The 15427-nt window shown below is 70.1% G+C and carries 14 protein-coding genes; 1 reads left to right on the top strand and 13 read right to left on the bottom strand.

Going from position 1 to position 15427, the window contains the following annotated elements; translation table 11 throughout:
• Positions 1-24 precede the first annotated feature (24 nt).
• The 4 genes from ABZ319_RS30675 to ABZ319_RS30690 all read right to left on the bottom strand — a co-directional run bounded on the left by ABZ319_RS30675 (position 25) and on the right by ABZ319_RS30690 (position 3793).
• On the bottom strand, positions 25-804 hold the full coding sequence (locus tag ABZ319_RS30675) for a hypothetical protein (protein ID WP_354990003.1): 780 nt from the start codon (positions 802-804) through the stop codon (positions 25-27).
• A 28-nt stretch (positions 805-832) separates the two neighbouring features.
• On the bottom strand, positions 833-2035 hold the full coding sequence (locus tag ABZ319_RS30680) for a M20/M25/M40 family metallo-hydrolase (RefSeq protein WP_354990004.1): 1203 nt from the start codon (positions 2033-2035) through the stop codon (positions 833-835).
• Positions 2022-2705, bottom strand: a complete 684-nt coding sequence (locus tag ABZ319_RS30685; protein WP_354990005.1) for a hypothetical protein — start codon at positions 2703-2705, stop codon at positions 2022-2024. Before ABZ319_RS30685 ends, ABZ319_RS30680 begins: the two co-directional genes overlap by 14 nt.
• 266 nt (positions 2706-2971) lie before the next feature.
• Positions 2972-3793 (bottom strand): alpha/beta fold hydrolase, encoded by an 822-nt coding sequence (locus ABZ319_RS30690; RefSeq protein WP_354990006.1) that lies wholly within the window; start codon positions 3791-3793, stop codon positions 2972-2974.
• A gap of 64 nt (positions 3794-3857) precedes the next feature.
• Here ABZ319_RS30690 and ABZ319_RS30695 point away from each other — a divergent pair, with 64 nt between their 5' ends.
• The gene (locus ABZ319_RS30695; protein WP_354990007.1) at positions 3858-4694 is read left to right on the top strand and encodes a PIG-L deacetylase family protein; all 837 of its coding nucleotides are present in this window, start codon (positions 3858-3860) and stop codon (positions 4692-4694) included.
• On the opposite strand, the gene ABZ319_RS30700 is transcribed toward ABZ319_RS30695, so the two are convergent.
• From ABZ319_RS30700 to ABZ319_RS30740, 9 genes are all read right to left on the bottom strand, one after another.
• Positions 4666-6228, bottom strand: a complete 1563-nt coding sequence (locus tag ABZ319_RS30700) for an MFS transporter (RefSeq protein WP_354990008.1) — start codon at positions 6226-6228, stop codon at positions 4666-4668. The genes ABZ319_RS30695 and ABZ319_RS30700 overlap by 29 nt on opposite strands.
• A gap of 42 nt (positions 6229-6270) precedes the next feature.
• Complete coding sequence (gene solA / locus ABZ319_RS30705; protein WP_354990009.1) at positions 6271-7449, bottom strand: N-methyl-L-tryptophan oxidase; 1179 nt, start codon at positions 7447-7449, stop codon at positions 6271-6273.
• Between the two features lie 5 nt (positions 7450-7454).
• On the bottom strand, positions 7455-8345 hold the full coding sequence (locus ABZ319_RS30710) for a class I SAM-dependent methyltransferase (protein ID WP_354990010.1): 891 nt from the start codon (positions 8343-8345) through the stop codon (positions 7455-7457).
• Complete coding sequence (locus ABZ319_RS30715; RefSeq protein ID WP_354990011.1) at positions 8338-9162, bottom strand: pyrroline-5-carboxylate reductase dimerization domain-containing protein; 825 nt, start codon at positions 9160-9162, stop codon at positions 8338-8340. Before ABZ319_RS30715 ends, ABZ319_RS30710 begins: the two co-directional genes overlap by 8 nt.
• Before the next feature lie 67 nt (positions 9163-9229).
• Positions 9230-10180, bottom strand: a complete 951-nt coding sequence (locus tag ABZ319_RS30720) for a TauD/TfdA family dioxygenase (RefSeq protein WP_354990012.1) — start codon at positions 10178-10180, stop codon at positions 9230-9232.
• Positions 10181-10674: 494 nt separating this feature from the next.
• Positions 10675-11859 (bottom strand): NADP-dependent malic enzyme, encoded by a 1185-nt coding sequence (locus ABZ319_RS30725; protein WP_354990013.1) that lies wholly within the window; start codon positions 11857-11859, stop codon positions 10675-10677.
• A gap of 81 nt (positions 11860-11940) precedes the next feature.
• Positions 11941-13179, bottom strand: coding sequence for an O-succinylhomoserine sulfhydrylase (locus ABZ319_RS30730; RefSeq protein ID WP_354990014.1), 1239 nt, complete (start codon positions 13177-13179; stop codon positions 11941-11943).
• A gap of 43 nt (positions 13180-13222) precedes the next feature.
• Positions 13223-14395 carry a pyridoxal phosphate-dependent aminotransferase gene (locus tag ABZ319_RS30735; protein ID WP_354990015.1) on the bottom strand — a complete coding sequence of 391 codons (1173 nt, stop codon included), beginning with the start codon at positions 14393-14395 and terminating at the stop codon, positions 13223-13225.
• A 58-nt stretch (positions 14396-14453) separates the two neighbouring features.
• The coding region (locus ABZ319_RS30740) for a thiamine pyrophosphate-dependent enzyme (protein WP_354990016.1) at positions 14454-15427 on the bottom strand (974 nt) is incomplete at its 5' end.

Below are 15427 nucleotides of genomic sequence, written 5' to 3' on the forward strand. Positions count from 1 at the left end.
GATCGACCGAGTCTTCCGGGATTGTCAGGAATCGCCGACGCGAATCGACGTCTCGCACAGGGTGGTCACGCCCGCGCCGAACCGCGCGAGCTCCCCCGGGGTCAGGATCGAGAAGTAGGGCTCGAGGATCGTGCCGGTGAGCTCTTCGGCCGCCAGCCGTTGCACACGGACTTCGGCGGGATCCCGGAACGGCCCCCGCCAGCCCATCCGCTCGGCGTAGGCCGGGCCGGTGCGCGGCGGCGGATGCGGTGCGGCCAGGATCGCGTCCAGCGGGGTGAGGCCGCACGCGGTGATGGCCGCGATATGGGCGGCGCCGCGCATCTCCCGCAGCACGTGCAGCGCCACTGCCGCACGCGCACCGGGTGATTCGGGTGCGGACAGCTGCCGCCAGCCCGCGAACAGCACACCGAGCGCGGCGGGGGCCGCGCCGGCGATCCGGCGGGCGGTGGCCTCGAGCTCGATCAGCTCCGCGGGCGGGTGGTCCGCGAAGACCCGATCGCCCCAGGCGGCGATGCGATCGCGGTAGTGCAGGGCGACGTCTCGGTGGGTCAATCCCGCGGGCACCGTTTCCCAGGCCGCGCGTACCTTCTCGATCGGCTCGAAAGCGATTGCCGCGGCGGCGATCTCCACCGGGCAGTCGCCGAGCACCCCGGCGCGCCCGACCACCCAGAACCGGCTGCCCGAGGCGAAGCCCAGGTCCATCCCGTAGGCGTCGGTCGATGTCGCGAGCATCCAGCCCCGCGTGAAACGCGCGACGGGATCGCGGATGTCGTCGATCGTGGACGCGGCCGTGGCGGTGGTCATCACGAATTCCTTCCGGTGTTGCGGGTGTTCAGGCCGGATCGAGCCAGGCGCTGAGCACGGTGGCCAGGCGCGCCAGATCGGCGATCTCGACGTACTCGGTGGCCTGATGCGCGAGTTCGATGGATCCCGGGCCGAAGACGACCAGTTCCCGCGCGAGCCCGGCGTAGCGCAGGGCATTGGTGCCGAACGGCGCGACGGCCGGTGTCGTACCGCAGGTTTCGGCCAGGAACCGCACGAGTTCACTGTCCGGGCGCTGATAGAACGCGGGTGTTCCGGGCTGCCCGTCCGGGGTCTGCGGCAGCAGCGAGGTGATCTCGCACGGGATCGGGCACGCGGCCCGGATCAGCGCCGACAGCTGTGCGACGACCTCGCCGGGCTCCTCCCCGGGCACGATGCGGCGGCCCACCGCGATGGCGCACCGGTCGGGAATCACGTTGGTGCCCTCGCCGCCGGAGATCCGGGTGACCGACACCGTGCCGGTGCCGACCTCGGTCGCGGCAGCGAGCCCCTGCAGCCGTGCGTTCTCCGCGACGCAGGCGGCGATCACCGGCGCCATGGCCTCGATGGCGTTGACGCCGAGGTCGGGCCGGGACGAATGCGCGGCGACCCCGCGGGCGGTGACCTCGAGCAGCACCAGGCCCTTGAGCCCGTGGATCGGCCGGAACTCGGTCGGCTCGGCTACCAGCAGCTGGTCGATCCGAATATCGTTCTCCCGCACCCATTCCCGGAATCGGGTCGCGCCGAGCAGGCCGCCGACCTCCTCGCTGACGGTGCCCGCCAGCAGCAGGGTCGGCTCGGGCCGCAGCCCGTCCCGGCGCCAGCCGTCGAGCAGGGCGAGCAGCACGCCGAGGGTGGCCTTGCTGTCCAGTGCGCCGCGCCCCCACACCCGGCCGTCGGCGACGCGGCCGTCGAACGGCGGGTCGGTCATGTGCTCGACGGTGACGGTGTCGGTGTGCACGTCCACCACCACCAGCCGATCGGTGCGGCCCGGGAAGCGGGCGTACACGTTGGGCCGGCCGGGACGCACCTCGTCCAGAACCACCGTGTCCGAACCGCATTCGCGCGTCCGCGCGGCCAACCACCGGGCCAGCGCGCCCTCGCCGATCGGACCGTGCTCGTGGGCGCGCGGTCCGGCCTGCAGCGTGTTGACGCTGGGGATGCGAACCAGTTCGGCGACCGATTCGGCCAGCAGCACCGGGTCCGCCCCCAGGTGGCGGCTACGACTCGGCACCGCGGCCCGCCGGTGGCGCGATCGCCAGTTCGTACAGTTTGGCGGCGAAGTCGAACTCGTCCTGGGTGTCGATGTCGATGGTCAGGTTGGTGGCCGGGTGCCACATCGGCTTCGCGCCGACCAGACCGATGTTCGTGGCCACCGAACGGGTCATGATCGAGCAGGTGAACCCGAGCATGTAGAAGACCGGCAGCTGCTGCGAGGGCCGATGCCACGGCCCGAACCCGAAACCCATGGGATTGAAGTTCGAATCGAGCAGGTAGTCCTTCATCGGGTAGACCACCACGATCGAGTCCGCCGACTCGGGATCGCGGGACTCCCAGGACTTCACCACCGCGGCATGGTCGTCGAACAGCGGATCGGTGGCGTGGCACCACATCACGTCGTCGTCACCCGGCAGCTGGGCGCAGACCTGATTGACCACCGACTGGAACGGGTAGGAGTTCTCGGTCAGGTGCGCCTCGCGCGGCAGGAACGAGGCGCCGTACTTCGCGGCGACCTCGCGGGTGGTCTCGTCCTCCGAGGACAGGTAGACGTCGGCGGGATCGTCCGCGATCCGGATGAGCTTGGTGACGAGAATGTCCAGCAGCGACTTGCCGTCCGCGAAGGGCCGGAAGTTCTTGTTCGGCACGCGATTCGACCCCCGCTTGGCGGGAATGACGTACTTCATTGTCCACATCCTCTCTCCCCGGAGGGAGCCGGCCGATACCCCGATGCGCTCCGCCCCGCGCGGTCCCGGACATCGGGTCGCGTCGTGCACTGGCGGGCGCACCACAAGGTAGCGACTGGATCTGCGTGCCGCAATGCGTTGCGGCACAGGGCTTTTCAATCTTCGAGCAGCACGGACAGCGCCTGCGCGACGGTCGTCGCGGGCGAGTTCGGGCCGACCCGGCCGGTGCGGCGCGCGGCGTCCGGCGCCGCGCGCTCGATGTCAGCTCAGTGCGCGGCCTCCCATTCCAGGACGACCTTGGCCACCGGCGCCGCCGCCTTCACCCAGCGGAAGTGGTCCAGCTTCGTTCCGGCGAATTCCGCGGTGATGTGCTCACGGTCGACCGGGGCCGACACGAGCAGTTCCGTCAGCTTCTCGACCACCGCGGGCGGGGTGTGCTCGTCGCCGTCGACGGTCACCACCAGCGTGGGCAGGGTGAGTTCGGGCAGGCGTTCGGTGACGCCCAGCCGGGGCGGGAACTCGCCGGTGCTGCTCGTGTGCGCCCAGTCCCCCATCACGCCGGCGGTCTGGGGTCCGCCGAAACCCCAGCCCGGCCAGAAGCCCAGCACCGCCGTCACCGAGGTCACCGCCGTCCGCAACAGCTGCGCCTGCCAGGCCGTGGGACCGTACGCGCGCCAGTACGGCATCCCGGCGGCGATCAGCACCAGCGCGGCGACATCGGTGCGGCCCGACCGCGCGAGGTGCATGACGCAGGCCTGCCCGCCGAGCGAATGACCCAGCAGGACGGTGCGGCGTCCGGCCCGGCGTTCGGCCAGCAGGTCCAGCACCGCGCCCACGTCGTCGGCCAGATCGGCGTAATCGGCACGGCTGGAGCGTGATACGGCCGGGGTGCTCGCACCGGCCCCGCGCAGATCCAGGACCGCGACTTCGCGACCGGCCTCGTGCAGCGCCGTCGCGAAGCGGTCGTAGTACCGGGCGGGCACGCCCATCGCGGGCACTATCAGCACGGCGGTCGCGGCGTCGGCCCGCTCGTACAGCTGGATCGCGAGGCGGTCGGCGCCGCGCTCGGCGAAGAGTTGCTCGGTCACGTGATATCCCTTTCAGCGCGTGATCTGTCGAACGAAATCAATTGGGCCGGTGTATGTTTCGGCCATGGACCACACTTCCGGCGCAGTCGCGGCCCCCGTTCCACTCCCCCGCACCTTCGACCGGGTGCTGGTGATCACCGCGCATCCCGACGACGCCGAGTTCAGCTTCGGGGCCACCGTCGCCCGGCTGGTGGACGAGGGCGCGTGGGTGGGCTACGTGGTGGTGAGCGACGGCGCACAGGGCGGCGAGGACCCGGACGAGCCCGCCGCGCGCCTGACCGCGACCCGGTACGCCGAGCAGCGCGCCGCCGCCCGGGTGCTCGGGGTCACCGACCTGACCTTCCTCGGGTTCCCCGACGGAGCCCTGGCCGATGACGCCGCGCTGCGGCTGGCGCTGACCCGCGAGATCCGCCGCGCCCGGCCCGACCTGGTGCTGACCCATCAGCCGCTGCGCTCGTTCCAGTTCCCCATCGGCGCATCGCATCCGGACCACCTGGCCGTCGGCGAGGCCGCGCTCAACGCGGTCTACCCGTTCGCCCGCAATCCGCGCGCCTTCCCCGAACTGCTGGCGCAGGGGCTGCCCGCGCACCGGGTCGGCGAGGTGTGGGTGCCCGGGCACGAACACGCCGATCTGTGGATCGACGTGGACCGCACCGCCGAACGCAAGCTGACCGCGATCCTGGAGCACCGCAGTCAATTTCGCACCTCCGCGGATCCGCGCGCCGATATCGCGTGGGTGCGCGAGCGTATGCGCGGCAACGGCCCGCTGCTCGGCCGCGAATACGCCGAGGCGTACCGGCGCATCGTCACCGACGTGATCGCCGCCCCCGGGGCCACCCGGCCCGCCGAACAGCGCACGGCCACACCGGCTCTCACTCCGGCCGGACCGGATTCGGCGTAACCAGGAACTGCGCCAGCACACAGCACAGCACCAGGGTGGCGGCCGGCAGATACAGGCTGGCCCCCATCGCCTCGGCGAACGGATCCCGCAGCGCCTGCGGCAGCGGCCCGATGGTGTGCGCGGCGTTCGCGTCGGCCCCGCCGGGCATGCGCGCCAGCAGCGGCGCGAGTTTGGCGTCGACCTCGTGCTGCATGAGCACCCCGACCATGGCGCTGCCCAGCACGCCGCCCAATTGCCGGGTGGCGTTGTAGACCCCGGACGCGCCGCCGGCGAGTTCGGGGGCGAGGTTGCGGTAGGCGATCGCGGTCAGCGGCCCCCAGATGAAGGCGTTGCCGACCCCGACCAGGGTGATCGGGGTGAGCAGCGCCGGCACCGAGGCCCCCTGGTACGCGGCGTAGCCGAGCCAGAACAGCGCCGCGGCGAACACCGCGAAGCCGAAACCGGTGAGGTAGCGCGGGTGCACAGTATCGGTCAGCTTCCCCGCGGGCAGGGCCAGCGCCGCCGAGGCCACCGCCAGCGGAATGAGCATGAGCGCCGACCGGGTGGGACTGAGCCCCAGGGACTTCTGCGCGAACAGCATCAGCGGAATGGCCATCCCGGTGATGGCGAAGGCCATCCCCGCCACCGCGATGCTGCTCACCGCGAAATTGCGGTCCCGGAACAGGGTGAGCGTCATGAGTGGATCCGTGGCCCGGGACTGCCACCACACGAACGCGCCGAGGGTGGCCAGGCCCGCGATGATCAAGCCCCACACCGAGATCGGCAGCGGGCCGAGGTTCCCGACGTGCCCCCAGTCGTAGTGCTGCCCCTGCTGCAATCCGAAGACGAGCAGGAACAATCCCACACCGCTGAGCGCGATGCCCGCGTAGTCGATCCGGTGCCGGTTGCGGGGCAGGTTCGGCACCAGCAGCGCGGCCGCGACCAGCGCCGCCAGCCCGACCGGGACGTTGACGAAGAACACCCACTGCCAGCCGAAGCGGTCCACCAGCAGCCCACCGGCCAGGGGCCCCACCAGAATCGCGAGCCCGGCCACCGAACCCCACAGGGCCATGGCCGCGCCGCGCTTGTGCGCGGGGAAGGTGCGGGTGACCACGGCCAGGGTCTGCGGGGTCATCAGGGCCGCGCCCAGTCCCTGCACCACGCGGGCCGCGATGAGCTGCGGCGCGGTCTCGGCGAGTCCGCACAGCGCCGAGGCCGCCGTGAAGATCACCAGTCCGGCCAGGTACACCCGCTTGGGCCCGAACATGTCCCCGAGCCGCCCGGACAGCAGCAGCGGCACCAGGTAGGCCAGCAGGTAGCCGCTGGTCACCCAGACCACCGAGTTCAGGTCGGTCTCCAGGTCCACCCAGATGGCGTCCGAGGCCACCGAGACGATGGTGGAGTCCACCAGGATCATGAAGATGCCGGTGACCAGGGCCCAGAGCGCGGGCCACGGACGATAGCCCGGGGGCAGACCGGGCATCGTGTCCGCGGTGTCGGCCCCCGGCTCGCCGGCCGGTTCGGCGGATCGTTCCGCCACATTCCTGTCACTCATGAAAAGTCCTCGCTCCCAGTGTTTTCCGCGCGCGGGCGGGGGTCAGGCCACATCGGTGGTGGCCATCCGCTCGGGACGGAAGTCCGAGACGTCCACCGCGGACCGGCCGTCCAGGGCGAGCTCGGCCAGCACCTCCCCGATGCCCGGCGCGAACTTGAAGCCGTGCCCGGAACAGGCGCTCGCGTACACGACCCCCTCGACCTCGCGTGAACGCCCGATCAGGAAGCTCTCGTCACGCGACATGGTGTAGACGCACGAGATGCCGCGGCCGGTGCTGCGCACCCCCGGCAGCACCGGATTGATGGTGCGCCACAGCTCGAGTCGTTCACGTTCGGCGGGCGGGCGGCGGTCGCTCTCGATGTCCAGCGGCGACAGCTGCCGGTTGTGGAAGCCGAGTTTGAGTCCGCCCTCGTCCACCCGCCACTTGGGCAGCCCGTAGACCAGCGCCCCGGCGTCGTCCTCGTACAGGAACGCGGGGAACCGGCCGGTGCAGTGGTCGCGTTCGCGCGCTTCCTCGACGTCGAACTCGTACACCGGAATCCGCATCGGGGTGACCAGCGGCGCGATCTCCCCGGGCAGGAACCGGCCGATCCAGGCGCCGACCGAGAGCACCACCGCGCCGCAGCTCACCTCCCAGTCGTCGCCCGAGATCGTGAGCGCGCCACCGGAACCCGTGCGCACCGAGCGCACGGTCTGCCCGTACGCCAGATGCGCGCCGGCGGCCGCGGCCCGGGAGAGATAGGTGAGCCGGGCGTGATCGGCGAAGAGCATGAGCGCGTCCGGCTCGTACACCCCCACCGCGTCGGGGCGCACGTGAAAAGCCGGGAAGCGCTCGGTGATCGCGGCCGCGTCCAGGTATTCGTGGTCGATGCCGCTGCGCACCGCCGTGGCCCGCGAACCCTGCACCAGCGCGGATTCGGGCGAGCCGACGAACAGCCCGCCGGTCCGGACCGCGATGGTGTCGTGTGCGGCGGCGTCGAGTTCGAGCCAGCCCGCGTAGGAGCGCTCCAGCAGCGGAACGTACTGCTCGCCTTCCCAGTACGCGCGCCGGAAGATGCGCGACTGACCGTGCGAGGAGCCCAGGGCGTGCAGCGGGCCGTGCGCCTCCACGCCCAGCACCCGCACCCCGCGCCGGCTCAGATGGTGCAGCGCCGAAGCGCCCATGATGCCCAGGCCGATGACCACCACGTCGTAGGTCGGCCGGACCGCCGGATTCGTCATCCGCCCTACCCGACGGGGGGTTCGTGCCGCGGCGCGGCGGTGGACAGGGCCAGCGGTTCCACGGTGACCTCGGTGATCTCGTAGAACCAGTGGATGGTGTCGCCCTTGGTCACGTAGGTGGCCGCGTATTCCCTGCGGCCGCGCTCGAACTCGGTGAGCAGGAACTCGCGCACCCGCGCCCATTCCTCGGTGTAGAACATGAGCGGGAATTCGCAGCTCTCGAGCACGCGCGAGTGGATGGCCGAGCCGGTGCGGGCGCGATGCGCCGAGGCCGCCCGGTCCGCGATGTCGGCGATGCCGATGAGCGAGTTCAAACCGATGACGGCCCGGCCGTTCTCGGTCAGATGGTCCGGCAGCTGCTGCAGGAAGCGCAGCACCACGCTGTCGCCGTAGAACATGGCGTCCAGGTTCAAGGTGCCGTCCAGCTCGGCGAGCCCGGATTCGGCCAGCCCCGGCGGCGTCCGCCAGCCCGGCGGGTTGAAGACGATCAGATCGAAGCGCTCGTTCTCCCCGGAGTCGTTGCGCGGGAACAGATCACAGTGTTCGAAGTCGATGATCGAGTCGCCGAAATTCGCCACCTCGTGCTGCCGCGCGGACTCCACGGCGGCGGCGCAGATATCGGTGGCGGCGATCGAGGTCGCGCCCATGTCGCGCAGCAGCAGCGCGATGGCCCCGCTGCCGGTGCCGACCTCGAGGATGCGACCGCCGATCTCCGCCGGGCGCAGGTTGGCGCGCAGATGGTTGCCCAGCGCCAGCCCGGCCCGGCTGAGCCGGAACGTCCCGGGCCGGTCGAGCAGGCGGAAGCGGTGGCCGCCGTCGAAGACGGCCTCGTAACCCGTCGGCGGGACCTCCACGACGGTGGCGGAATCCGCGCCGTCACTACGGTTCTCAAGCATCGACCGCTCCGCTCATGGCGGCGGCCAACTCCCGGGAGCGCTGTGCGGAGGCGGCCAGCGCCGCCAGCACGGAGTTCTTCAGCTCCGCGGCCTCGAAGGCGGCGATGCCGCGTTCGGTGGTGCCGTTCGGGGTCATGACCTCGCGGCACAGCTGCATCGGGGGCTTGTCGCTCTCCCCGATCAGGGTCGCGGTGCCGCCGAAGACCTGTACGGCCATCTCGCGTCCGGCGGCCTCGGTGAACCCGCGGGCGGCGGCGAACTGACAGAAGGCGTCGACGATGTAGCTGACGAAGGCCGGGCCGCCGCCGCACAGCGCGGTGGCGTCGTCGATCAACTCCTCGTCCTGCACACGCAGCGCCTTGCCGATGGCGCGCAGCAGCAGATCGGCCTGCGCGACGGTGTCCGCGGAGACCGCGTCGTCCGCGTAGTAGACCGACATGCCCTGGAAGACCTCGGAGGGGGTGTTCGGGATCGAGCGCACAACCTGGGAGGTGCCCAGGGCCGCGGCGATGGTGGCGGCATTGAGGCCCGCCATCACCGAGAGCACGGGGGTGTCCGGGGCGAACAGGTGGCGCCGGGCGGCGGCGAACTCGCCGAACACCTGCGGCGGCACCGCGAGGACCAGGAAATCGCCGGGGGCGATGGACAATTCGGCGGTGACCTCGAGGCCGGGGTACTGCGCCAGCACCGCGCGGCGCTCGGGGCTGGTCTCGACCGCGACCACGGGGCGATCGGGCGCGGCGCCGAGCAGGCCGCGGGCGATGGCCAGGCCCATGTGACCGCAGCCGATGATGACCGGGCGCGCGGCCGCGGGCATCACCAGATCCCCGGCGGGGGTGAAAGTCGCTGGGGCGGAACGGTAATCCGGACAGTCGGAGGAAGAATCAGTTGCTCGCACGGGCCGACTCCTGCCTGGCGGCGTGCTCGGGAGCTTCGGCTTCGACCGCGGCTCGCTGCGCGGGCGTGGCCCGCTCCTCGAACGCGGTCAGCACATCGGAGACGGTGGTGCGGTGCAGCACGCGGCGATGGGTCAGATCGTAGGGGCGGCCGCGATGCATGGTGGCGCGGTTGTCCCACACCACCAGATCGCCGACCTGCCAGTTCTGGGTGTAGACGAACCGTTCCTGGGTCGCGAACTCGATGAGTTCCTCGAGCAGCGCCCGGCCCTGTTCGATCGGCATACCCAGCAGGTGCGAGGCGTGGTGGGCGAGGTAGAGGCTGGTGCGCCCGGAGTCCGGGTAGTGATCGACCAGGCGCTGGGGCACCGGCGGCAGCGCCGTGGTGATGTCGTCGTTGAAGCCGTCGAACCCGATCTTGCTGCGCGAGGTGGCGATGCTGTGCATGGCGACCAGGTCGGCGAGTTCGGCCCGGCGGTCCGGCGCCAAGGCGTCGTAGGCCGAGCGCATGTCCGCGTACTGGGTCTCGCCGCCGGTGGGCGGCAGCTCCCGGGCGGACAGCAGCGAGCACTTGGCACGCCGGACCTTGAACGAACTATCGGTGTGCCACAGCTGATTTCCCGAGTTGTAGCCGTTCAGCCGGTCCTTGGGATCCAGGATCTTGCCCTCGTAGTCGAGGTTGGAGATGTCGGTGAACTCGTTGCGCAGTCGCAGGGCCTTGCCGGCGTAGTTCGGGGCCGTTTCCAGCGGCCCGAAGCGCCGGCTGAACTCCAGCTGCTGTTCGTCGGTCAGCGGCTGGCCGGGGAAGACCAGGATCGCGTAACGATCGAAGGCCGCGTGTATCTCGGCGAACACCTCGTCCGGCAGCGGTAAGGCGAGGTCCACCCCGGTCACCTCGGCAACGAAGAGCGGGTGCAGCGATCTGATCGTGAGAGCCACGTGGTTCCTCCTGGCGTATTGCTTTCGAGCCTGAAACGGGGCAGCGCGGTCGTGCGTGCGCAGACCGATCCGAATATCCGCGTACGGATATCGAATTAATCGGCCGCTCTTCACCCACAGCCGATGGGAAATCACCGGAAGTTCGAAACGAACTCCGGCCCATATCTATTGAATTGCGCAGCGATAATCGAAACGAACTCCGGCGAATGAACAGCCGTAGTCCTGCGAATTTAGTTCTGCCACAACATAACTCGTTTGTTCCGCGATCATGCTAACCGACGTTTCAAACCCCTGCAACGGAACTCGCAACATCCCCTGTGCGAGTCATCCGGCAACGCGAGCACCGCTTTGTGATCGCTCACAATCCGAGAGGGACTGCGCGCCAACAATATTCAGAACATGTTTCAGAAAGGGAAATACGCCGATAAACCAGCGACCGGCCGTTACGAACCGGGCGCTGATGTATCGCGTGAATTACGGTGTGCGGCGGCGGATCAGACCGCGCCCTCGGCCCGGGCCGCGGCCGCCACCGCCGCGGCGACCGCCGGGGCCACCCGCGGATCGAGCGGGCTGGGCACGATCTTGTCCACCGCGAGTTCGTCCGCGACGACCGACAGGATCGCGTCGGCCGCCGCGATCTTCATGCCCTCGGTGATCCGGCGCGCGCCCGCGTCCAGCGCACCCTTGAACACGCCGGGGAAGGCCAGCACGTTGTTGATCTGATTCGGGAAGTCGCTGCGCCCGGTGGCCACGATGGCCGCGTACTTGGCCGCGACGTCGGGGTGGATCTCCGGATCCGGGTTGGACATGGCGAACACGATGCACTCGGGAGCCATGGTGGCGATGAGATCCTCGGCGATCAGACCGGCCGACAGACCCAGGAAGACGTCCGCGCCGGCCAGGGCCTCGGCCGCGCCGCCGGTGATGTCGCGCGGGTTGGTGCGCGCGGCCAGGTCGGCCTTGACCTCGTTCAGGTCGGCGCGGTCCCGGCTCACGATGCCCTTGGAGTCCAGCACGATGATGTCGCGCACCCCCGAGGCCAGCAGGATGTCGCTGCACGCCACACCCGCCGCGCCCGCGCCGGACACCACGACCTTGAGCCCGGCGATGTCGCGGCCCTGCACCTTGGCCGCGCCGTTGAGCGCGGCCAGCGTCACGATGGCGGTGCCGTGCTGGTCGTCGTGCATGACCGGGCAGTCCAGCGCCTCGATGAGCCGCTGTTCGATCTCGAAGCAGCGCGGCGCCGAGATGTCCTCCAGGTTGATGGCGCCGTAGCTCGGGCGCAGCCGGACCAGTGTCTCGACGATCTCGTCCACGTCGGTCGTGTCGAACACCAGCGGAATCGAATTCAGGCCCGCGAACTTCTTGAACAGCGCGGCCTTGCCCTCCATCACCGGCAGCGAGGCCAGGGCGCCGATATCGCCCAGGCCCAGCACCGAGGTGCCGTCACTGGCCACCACGACCAGCCGCTCGGCCCAGGTGTGCGTCTTGGACAGCGTCCGGTCCTTCGCGATGGCCCGGCTGACCTGCGCGACACCCGGGGAGTAGGCGATGGACAGATCGCGCTGGGTCTCGACCGCGGTGGACAGCTCGACGGTCAGCTTGCCGCCGAGGTGACTGTCCATGATCTCCTCGTTCGTGATCGAGGCCAGGGATCCCGGGTCAGTTGTGGAAGACATTCGTTTCACTCCTTGGTAGAGATGTGGCGGCCGCCGGAAAGCGCGGCGCGCCGGGGTCGTTGGTTCATGTGCGGCGAAACATCATGCGCCGCAACAGTTCAGGGCGGATTCCAGATCCGCGATCAGGTCCTCGACGTTCTCCAGGCCGACCGAGATCCGCACCACGCCGTCGGTGATGCCCGCCGCTGCGCGGCCCTCGGGGCCCATGGAACGGTGTGTGGTCGTCGCCGGATGCGTGACGAGGGTTTTCGCGTCGCCGAGGTTGTTCGAGATGTCGATGACCCGCAGCGCGTCCAGCACCGCGAAGGCCCGCTTCTTGGCGATCTCGGCCTCGGGCGCGGCGAGCTCGAAGGTGACCACGGTGCCGCCCGCGCTCATCTGCGCCCGCGCCAGCTCGTACTGCGGATGCGAGGGCAGATACGGATAGTGCACCCGGGCCACGGCCGGATGCCGCTCCAGGAACTCCGCGATGCGCAATGCCGAAGCGCTGGAATGGTTCACGCGCAGCGACATGGTCTCCAGCCCCTTGAGCATGACCCAGGCGTTGAACGGGCTCAGCGACGGTCCGGTGTTGCGCATGAGCGTGTTCACCGGCCCCTCGATGTACTCCTTCGAGCCCAGGATCACCCCGCCGAGCACCCGGCCCTGCCCGTCGATGTGCTTGGTGCCCGAATACACCACCACGTCCGCGCCGAGATCGAAACTGCGCTGCAGCACCGGGGAAGCCAGCACGTTGTCGAGCACCACCGTCGCACCGGCCGCGTGCGCCAGCTCGCACACCCGCGCCACGTCGACCAGCGACTGCATGGGATTGGCGGGGGTTTCGAAGAACACCGCGGTGGCCGGCTCGCTCAGTGCTTCCGCCCACTGCGCGAGATCCTCACCGTCGACGAAGACCGTCTCCACGCCCCAGCGCGGCAGGATCTCGTTGCACACCACGTAGCACGAGCCGAACAGCCCGCGCGCGGCCACCAGGCGATCGCCCGCGCGCAGCAGCGCGCCGAGCGCGGTGAACACCGCGCTCATGCCGCTGGCCGTGGCGAAACAGGCCTCCGCGCCCTCCAGCAGCCGAATCCGCTCCTCGAACATCGCCACGGTCGGATTGCGGAAGCGCGAGTAGACGAAATGATCCAGTTCCCCGGCCAGCGCGGCCTCGGCGGAGGCCGCGTCCGGGAAAACGAAGCTCGAGGTCAGGAACAGCGCCTCGGAGGTCTCCTCGAACCCCGAGCGCATGAGCCCGCCGCGCACCCCGAGCGTGTCCCGCCCGACCCCGTCGGGCAGGGGTTTGTCGAACGCGCCACCGCGCGTGCTCTTGCTCACCGGAACCTCCAGCACCGATCGAAAAGGTAAGTCCGCCGGACCATCAGATCGCGGACAGCAGCCGGTCCAGCGCGGTCTCGAGCCGCTTCGGATCCTGGGCGAAGCAGAGCCGGAACCAGCCGTCGTTGCCGGGCCCGAACGCCGAGCCGGGCGCGATGCCGACCCCGGCGCGCGTGATCAGTTCCTCGGCGTAGGCCAGCGAGTCGGTCACCCCGGCGATGCGGAAGAACGAGAAGAACGACGCCGGAACCTCCGGCGCCACAATGCGATCCTCACCCGCGAACGCGGCGGTCACGATGCGCCGCCCCACCGCGGAGTGCTCGCGCAACTGCGCCAGGAAGGCGTCGCCCTCGCGAATGGCCGCGACCCCGGCGTGCTGGACGAAGGTGGCCGACCCGGTGCTGTTGATGGCGCTGAGGTTGCCGACCTGAATCGCCAGGGCAGCGGGGTGAATCAGCCAACCCAGCCGCCAGCCCGTCATGGACCAGGTCTTGGAGAAGCTCTGCACCACGAACAGCGGATCGTCGTCGGCGGCGACCTGTAGGAAGGACGGGGTGGATTCGGAGCCGTCGTAGACGATGCGGCCGTAGACCTCGTCCGCGATCACCCAGGTGCCCAGTTGCCGTGCCAGGTCCAGGAGTTCGCGCTGCTGCGGGCCGCTCATGATCCAGCCGGTGGGGTTGCTCGGCGAGGTCACGAAGATCGCGCGGGTGCGGTCGTCGCAGGCCGCGGCCACCTTGTCCAGGTCCAGGGACCAGACGTCGTCGTCCGAATCCAGCTGTACGAAGCGAACTGTCGCGCCCATGGCCTCGATGGCGATGACCACGTTCGGCCACACCGGGGCCACGACGATGACGTTGTCGCCGGGTTCGACCAGGCACTGCAGCGAGACCATGATGCTCGTCATGCCCGAGGACGTGGCCGAGAGCCGCTCGGGATCGAGGTCGACCTTGTGGGTCTGACGGTGGTAGTCCAGAATCGCCTGGCGCAGCGGCTCCACGCCCCGCCGGTAGGCGTAGGTGGTCTTGCCCTCGGCGATCGCGCGCTCGGCCGCGCGGCACACCACCTCGGGGGTGGGCAGATCCGACTGCCCGAAGCTCAGATCCAGTGCGTCGGGGTGCGTCTGGCAGATGCGCGCGATGTAGGCGATCTCCTGGGTGCGGGTGTGTGCCAGGGCCGCGCGAAAGGCCAGGGGGTTCTTGGGATCTATGGACACGGTTCGTCTCCTGGGAGGTAGGGGGCGCCGGTGCGGGCGCCGAGCGGCGAGGGGGCCGTCACCGGACTTTCGGCAGCCGGATGAACGGCCACGGATTCGGCAGGTCGCCCACGGGCACCTCGATCACCGTCGGGATCCGGGTGCGGGTGAAGCCCTTCTCGATCTCGGTGCGCAGGTCCGGCGGATCGTTGGCGAGCACGCCGTACGCGCCGAAGGATTCGGCCAGCGCGGCGAAGTCCGGGTTGAGCAGGTCGGTGCCCAGCGCGCGCTTCATGTAGTTGCGCTGGGAGCGTTCGACGTTGGCGTAGGAGCTGTCGTTGAAGACCACGGCGACCACGCCGATGCCGTGCTGCACGGCGGTCGCCAATTCCATGGCGGTGTAGAGGAATCCGCCGTCCCCGGAGATGGACAGCACCGGCCGCTCCGGGTGGGCGATCTTGACCCCGAGCGCGCTGGCGTAGCCGAAGCCCAGTGCGCCGAGGTAGGTGGAGGAGATGTACGTCGAGGGCCTGCGCACCGGGAAGGCCACCCGGGCGGTGTAGCCGACCTGGGTGAGCTCGTCCACGAAGTAGCCGTCGTCCGGTAGCGCGGCGCGCATGGCGTCGAGGTAGTCGACCTGCGGCACCAGGGTCGAGATCTCCTGCTCGACTTCACTTTTGGCGACGGCGACCGCGGCGGTCCAGTCGGTGCGCGGTCGCCCCGGACCCGCGGGCGGCAGCCCGTCCGCCAGCGCGCGCACGATGCTCGCGGCATCACCCACCAGCGCCACCTCCGGCGGCGCGACGCGGTGGATCTCCCGCTCGTCCACGTCCACCCGGATGATGCGCAGACCCGCCACACCCCATTCGGCGTACGGCCGGCGCAGGCGAGTGCCCACGGCCAGCACCACATCCACCCGCGACCACAGCCGGTGCGCGGTGGGCAGCGAGACCGACAGTTCGTGGTCGTCGCTGACGATGCCCCGGCCGCCGATCTCGGTGGCCACCGGAATCCCGAGCGACTCGGCCAGTGCGCGGATCTCGGCGGCCGCGC

The sequence above is a fragment of the Nocardia sp. NPDC005978 genome, from assembly GCF_040614455.1.
Lineage (GTDB): Bacteria > Actinomycetota > Actinomycetes > Mycobacteriales > Mycobacteriaceae > Nocardia.

Coding starts and splice junctions, on each gene's coding strand:
- ABZ319_RS30675 (WP_354990003.1), bottom strand. CDS start 804: ATGACCACCGCCACGGCCGCGTCCACGATCGACGACATCCGCGATCCC.
- ABZ319_RS30685 (WP_354990005.1), bottom strand. CDS start 2,705: ATGAAGTACGTCATTCCCGCCAAGCGGGGGTCGAATCGCGTGCCGAAC.
- ABZ319_RS30695 (WP_354990007.1), top strand. CDS start 3,858: ATGGACCACACTTCCGGCGCAGTCGCGGCCCCCGTTCCACTCCCCCGC.
- ABZ319_RS30700 (WP_354990008.1), bottom strand. CDS start 6,228: ATGAGTGACAGGAATGTGGCGGAACGATCCGCCGAACCGGCCGGCGAG.
- solA (WP_354990009.1), bottom strand. CDS start 7,449: ATGACGAATCCGGCGGTCCGGCCGACCTACGACGTGGTGGTCATCGGC.
- ABZ319_RS30710 (WP_354990010.1), bottom strand. CDS start 8,345: ATGCTTGAGAACCGTAGTGACGGCGCGGATTCCGCCACCGTCGTGGAG.
- ABZ319_RS30715 (WP_354990011.1), bottom strand. CDS start 9,162: ATGCCCGCGGCCGCGCGCCCGGTCATCATCGGCTGCGGTCACATGGGC.
- ABZ319_RS30725 (WP_354990013.1), bottom strand. CDS start 11,859: ATGTCTTCCACAACTGACCCGGGATCCCTGGCCTCGATCACGAACGAG.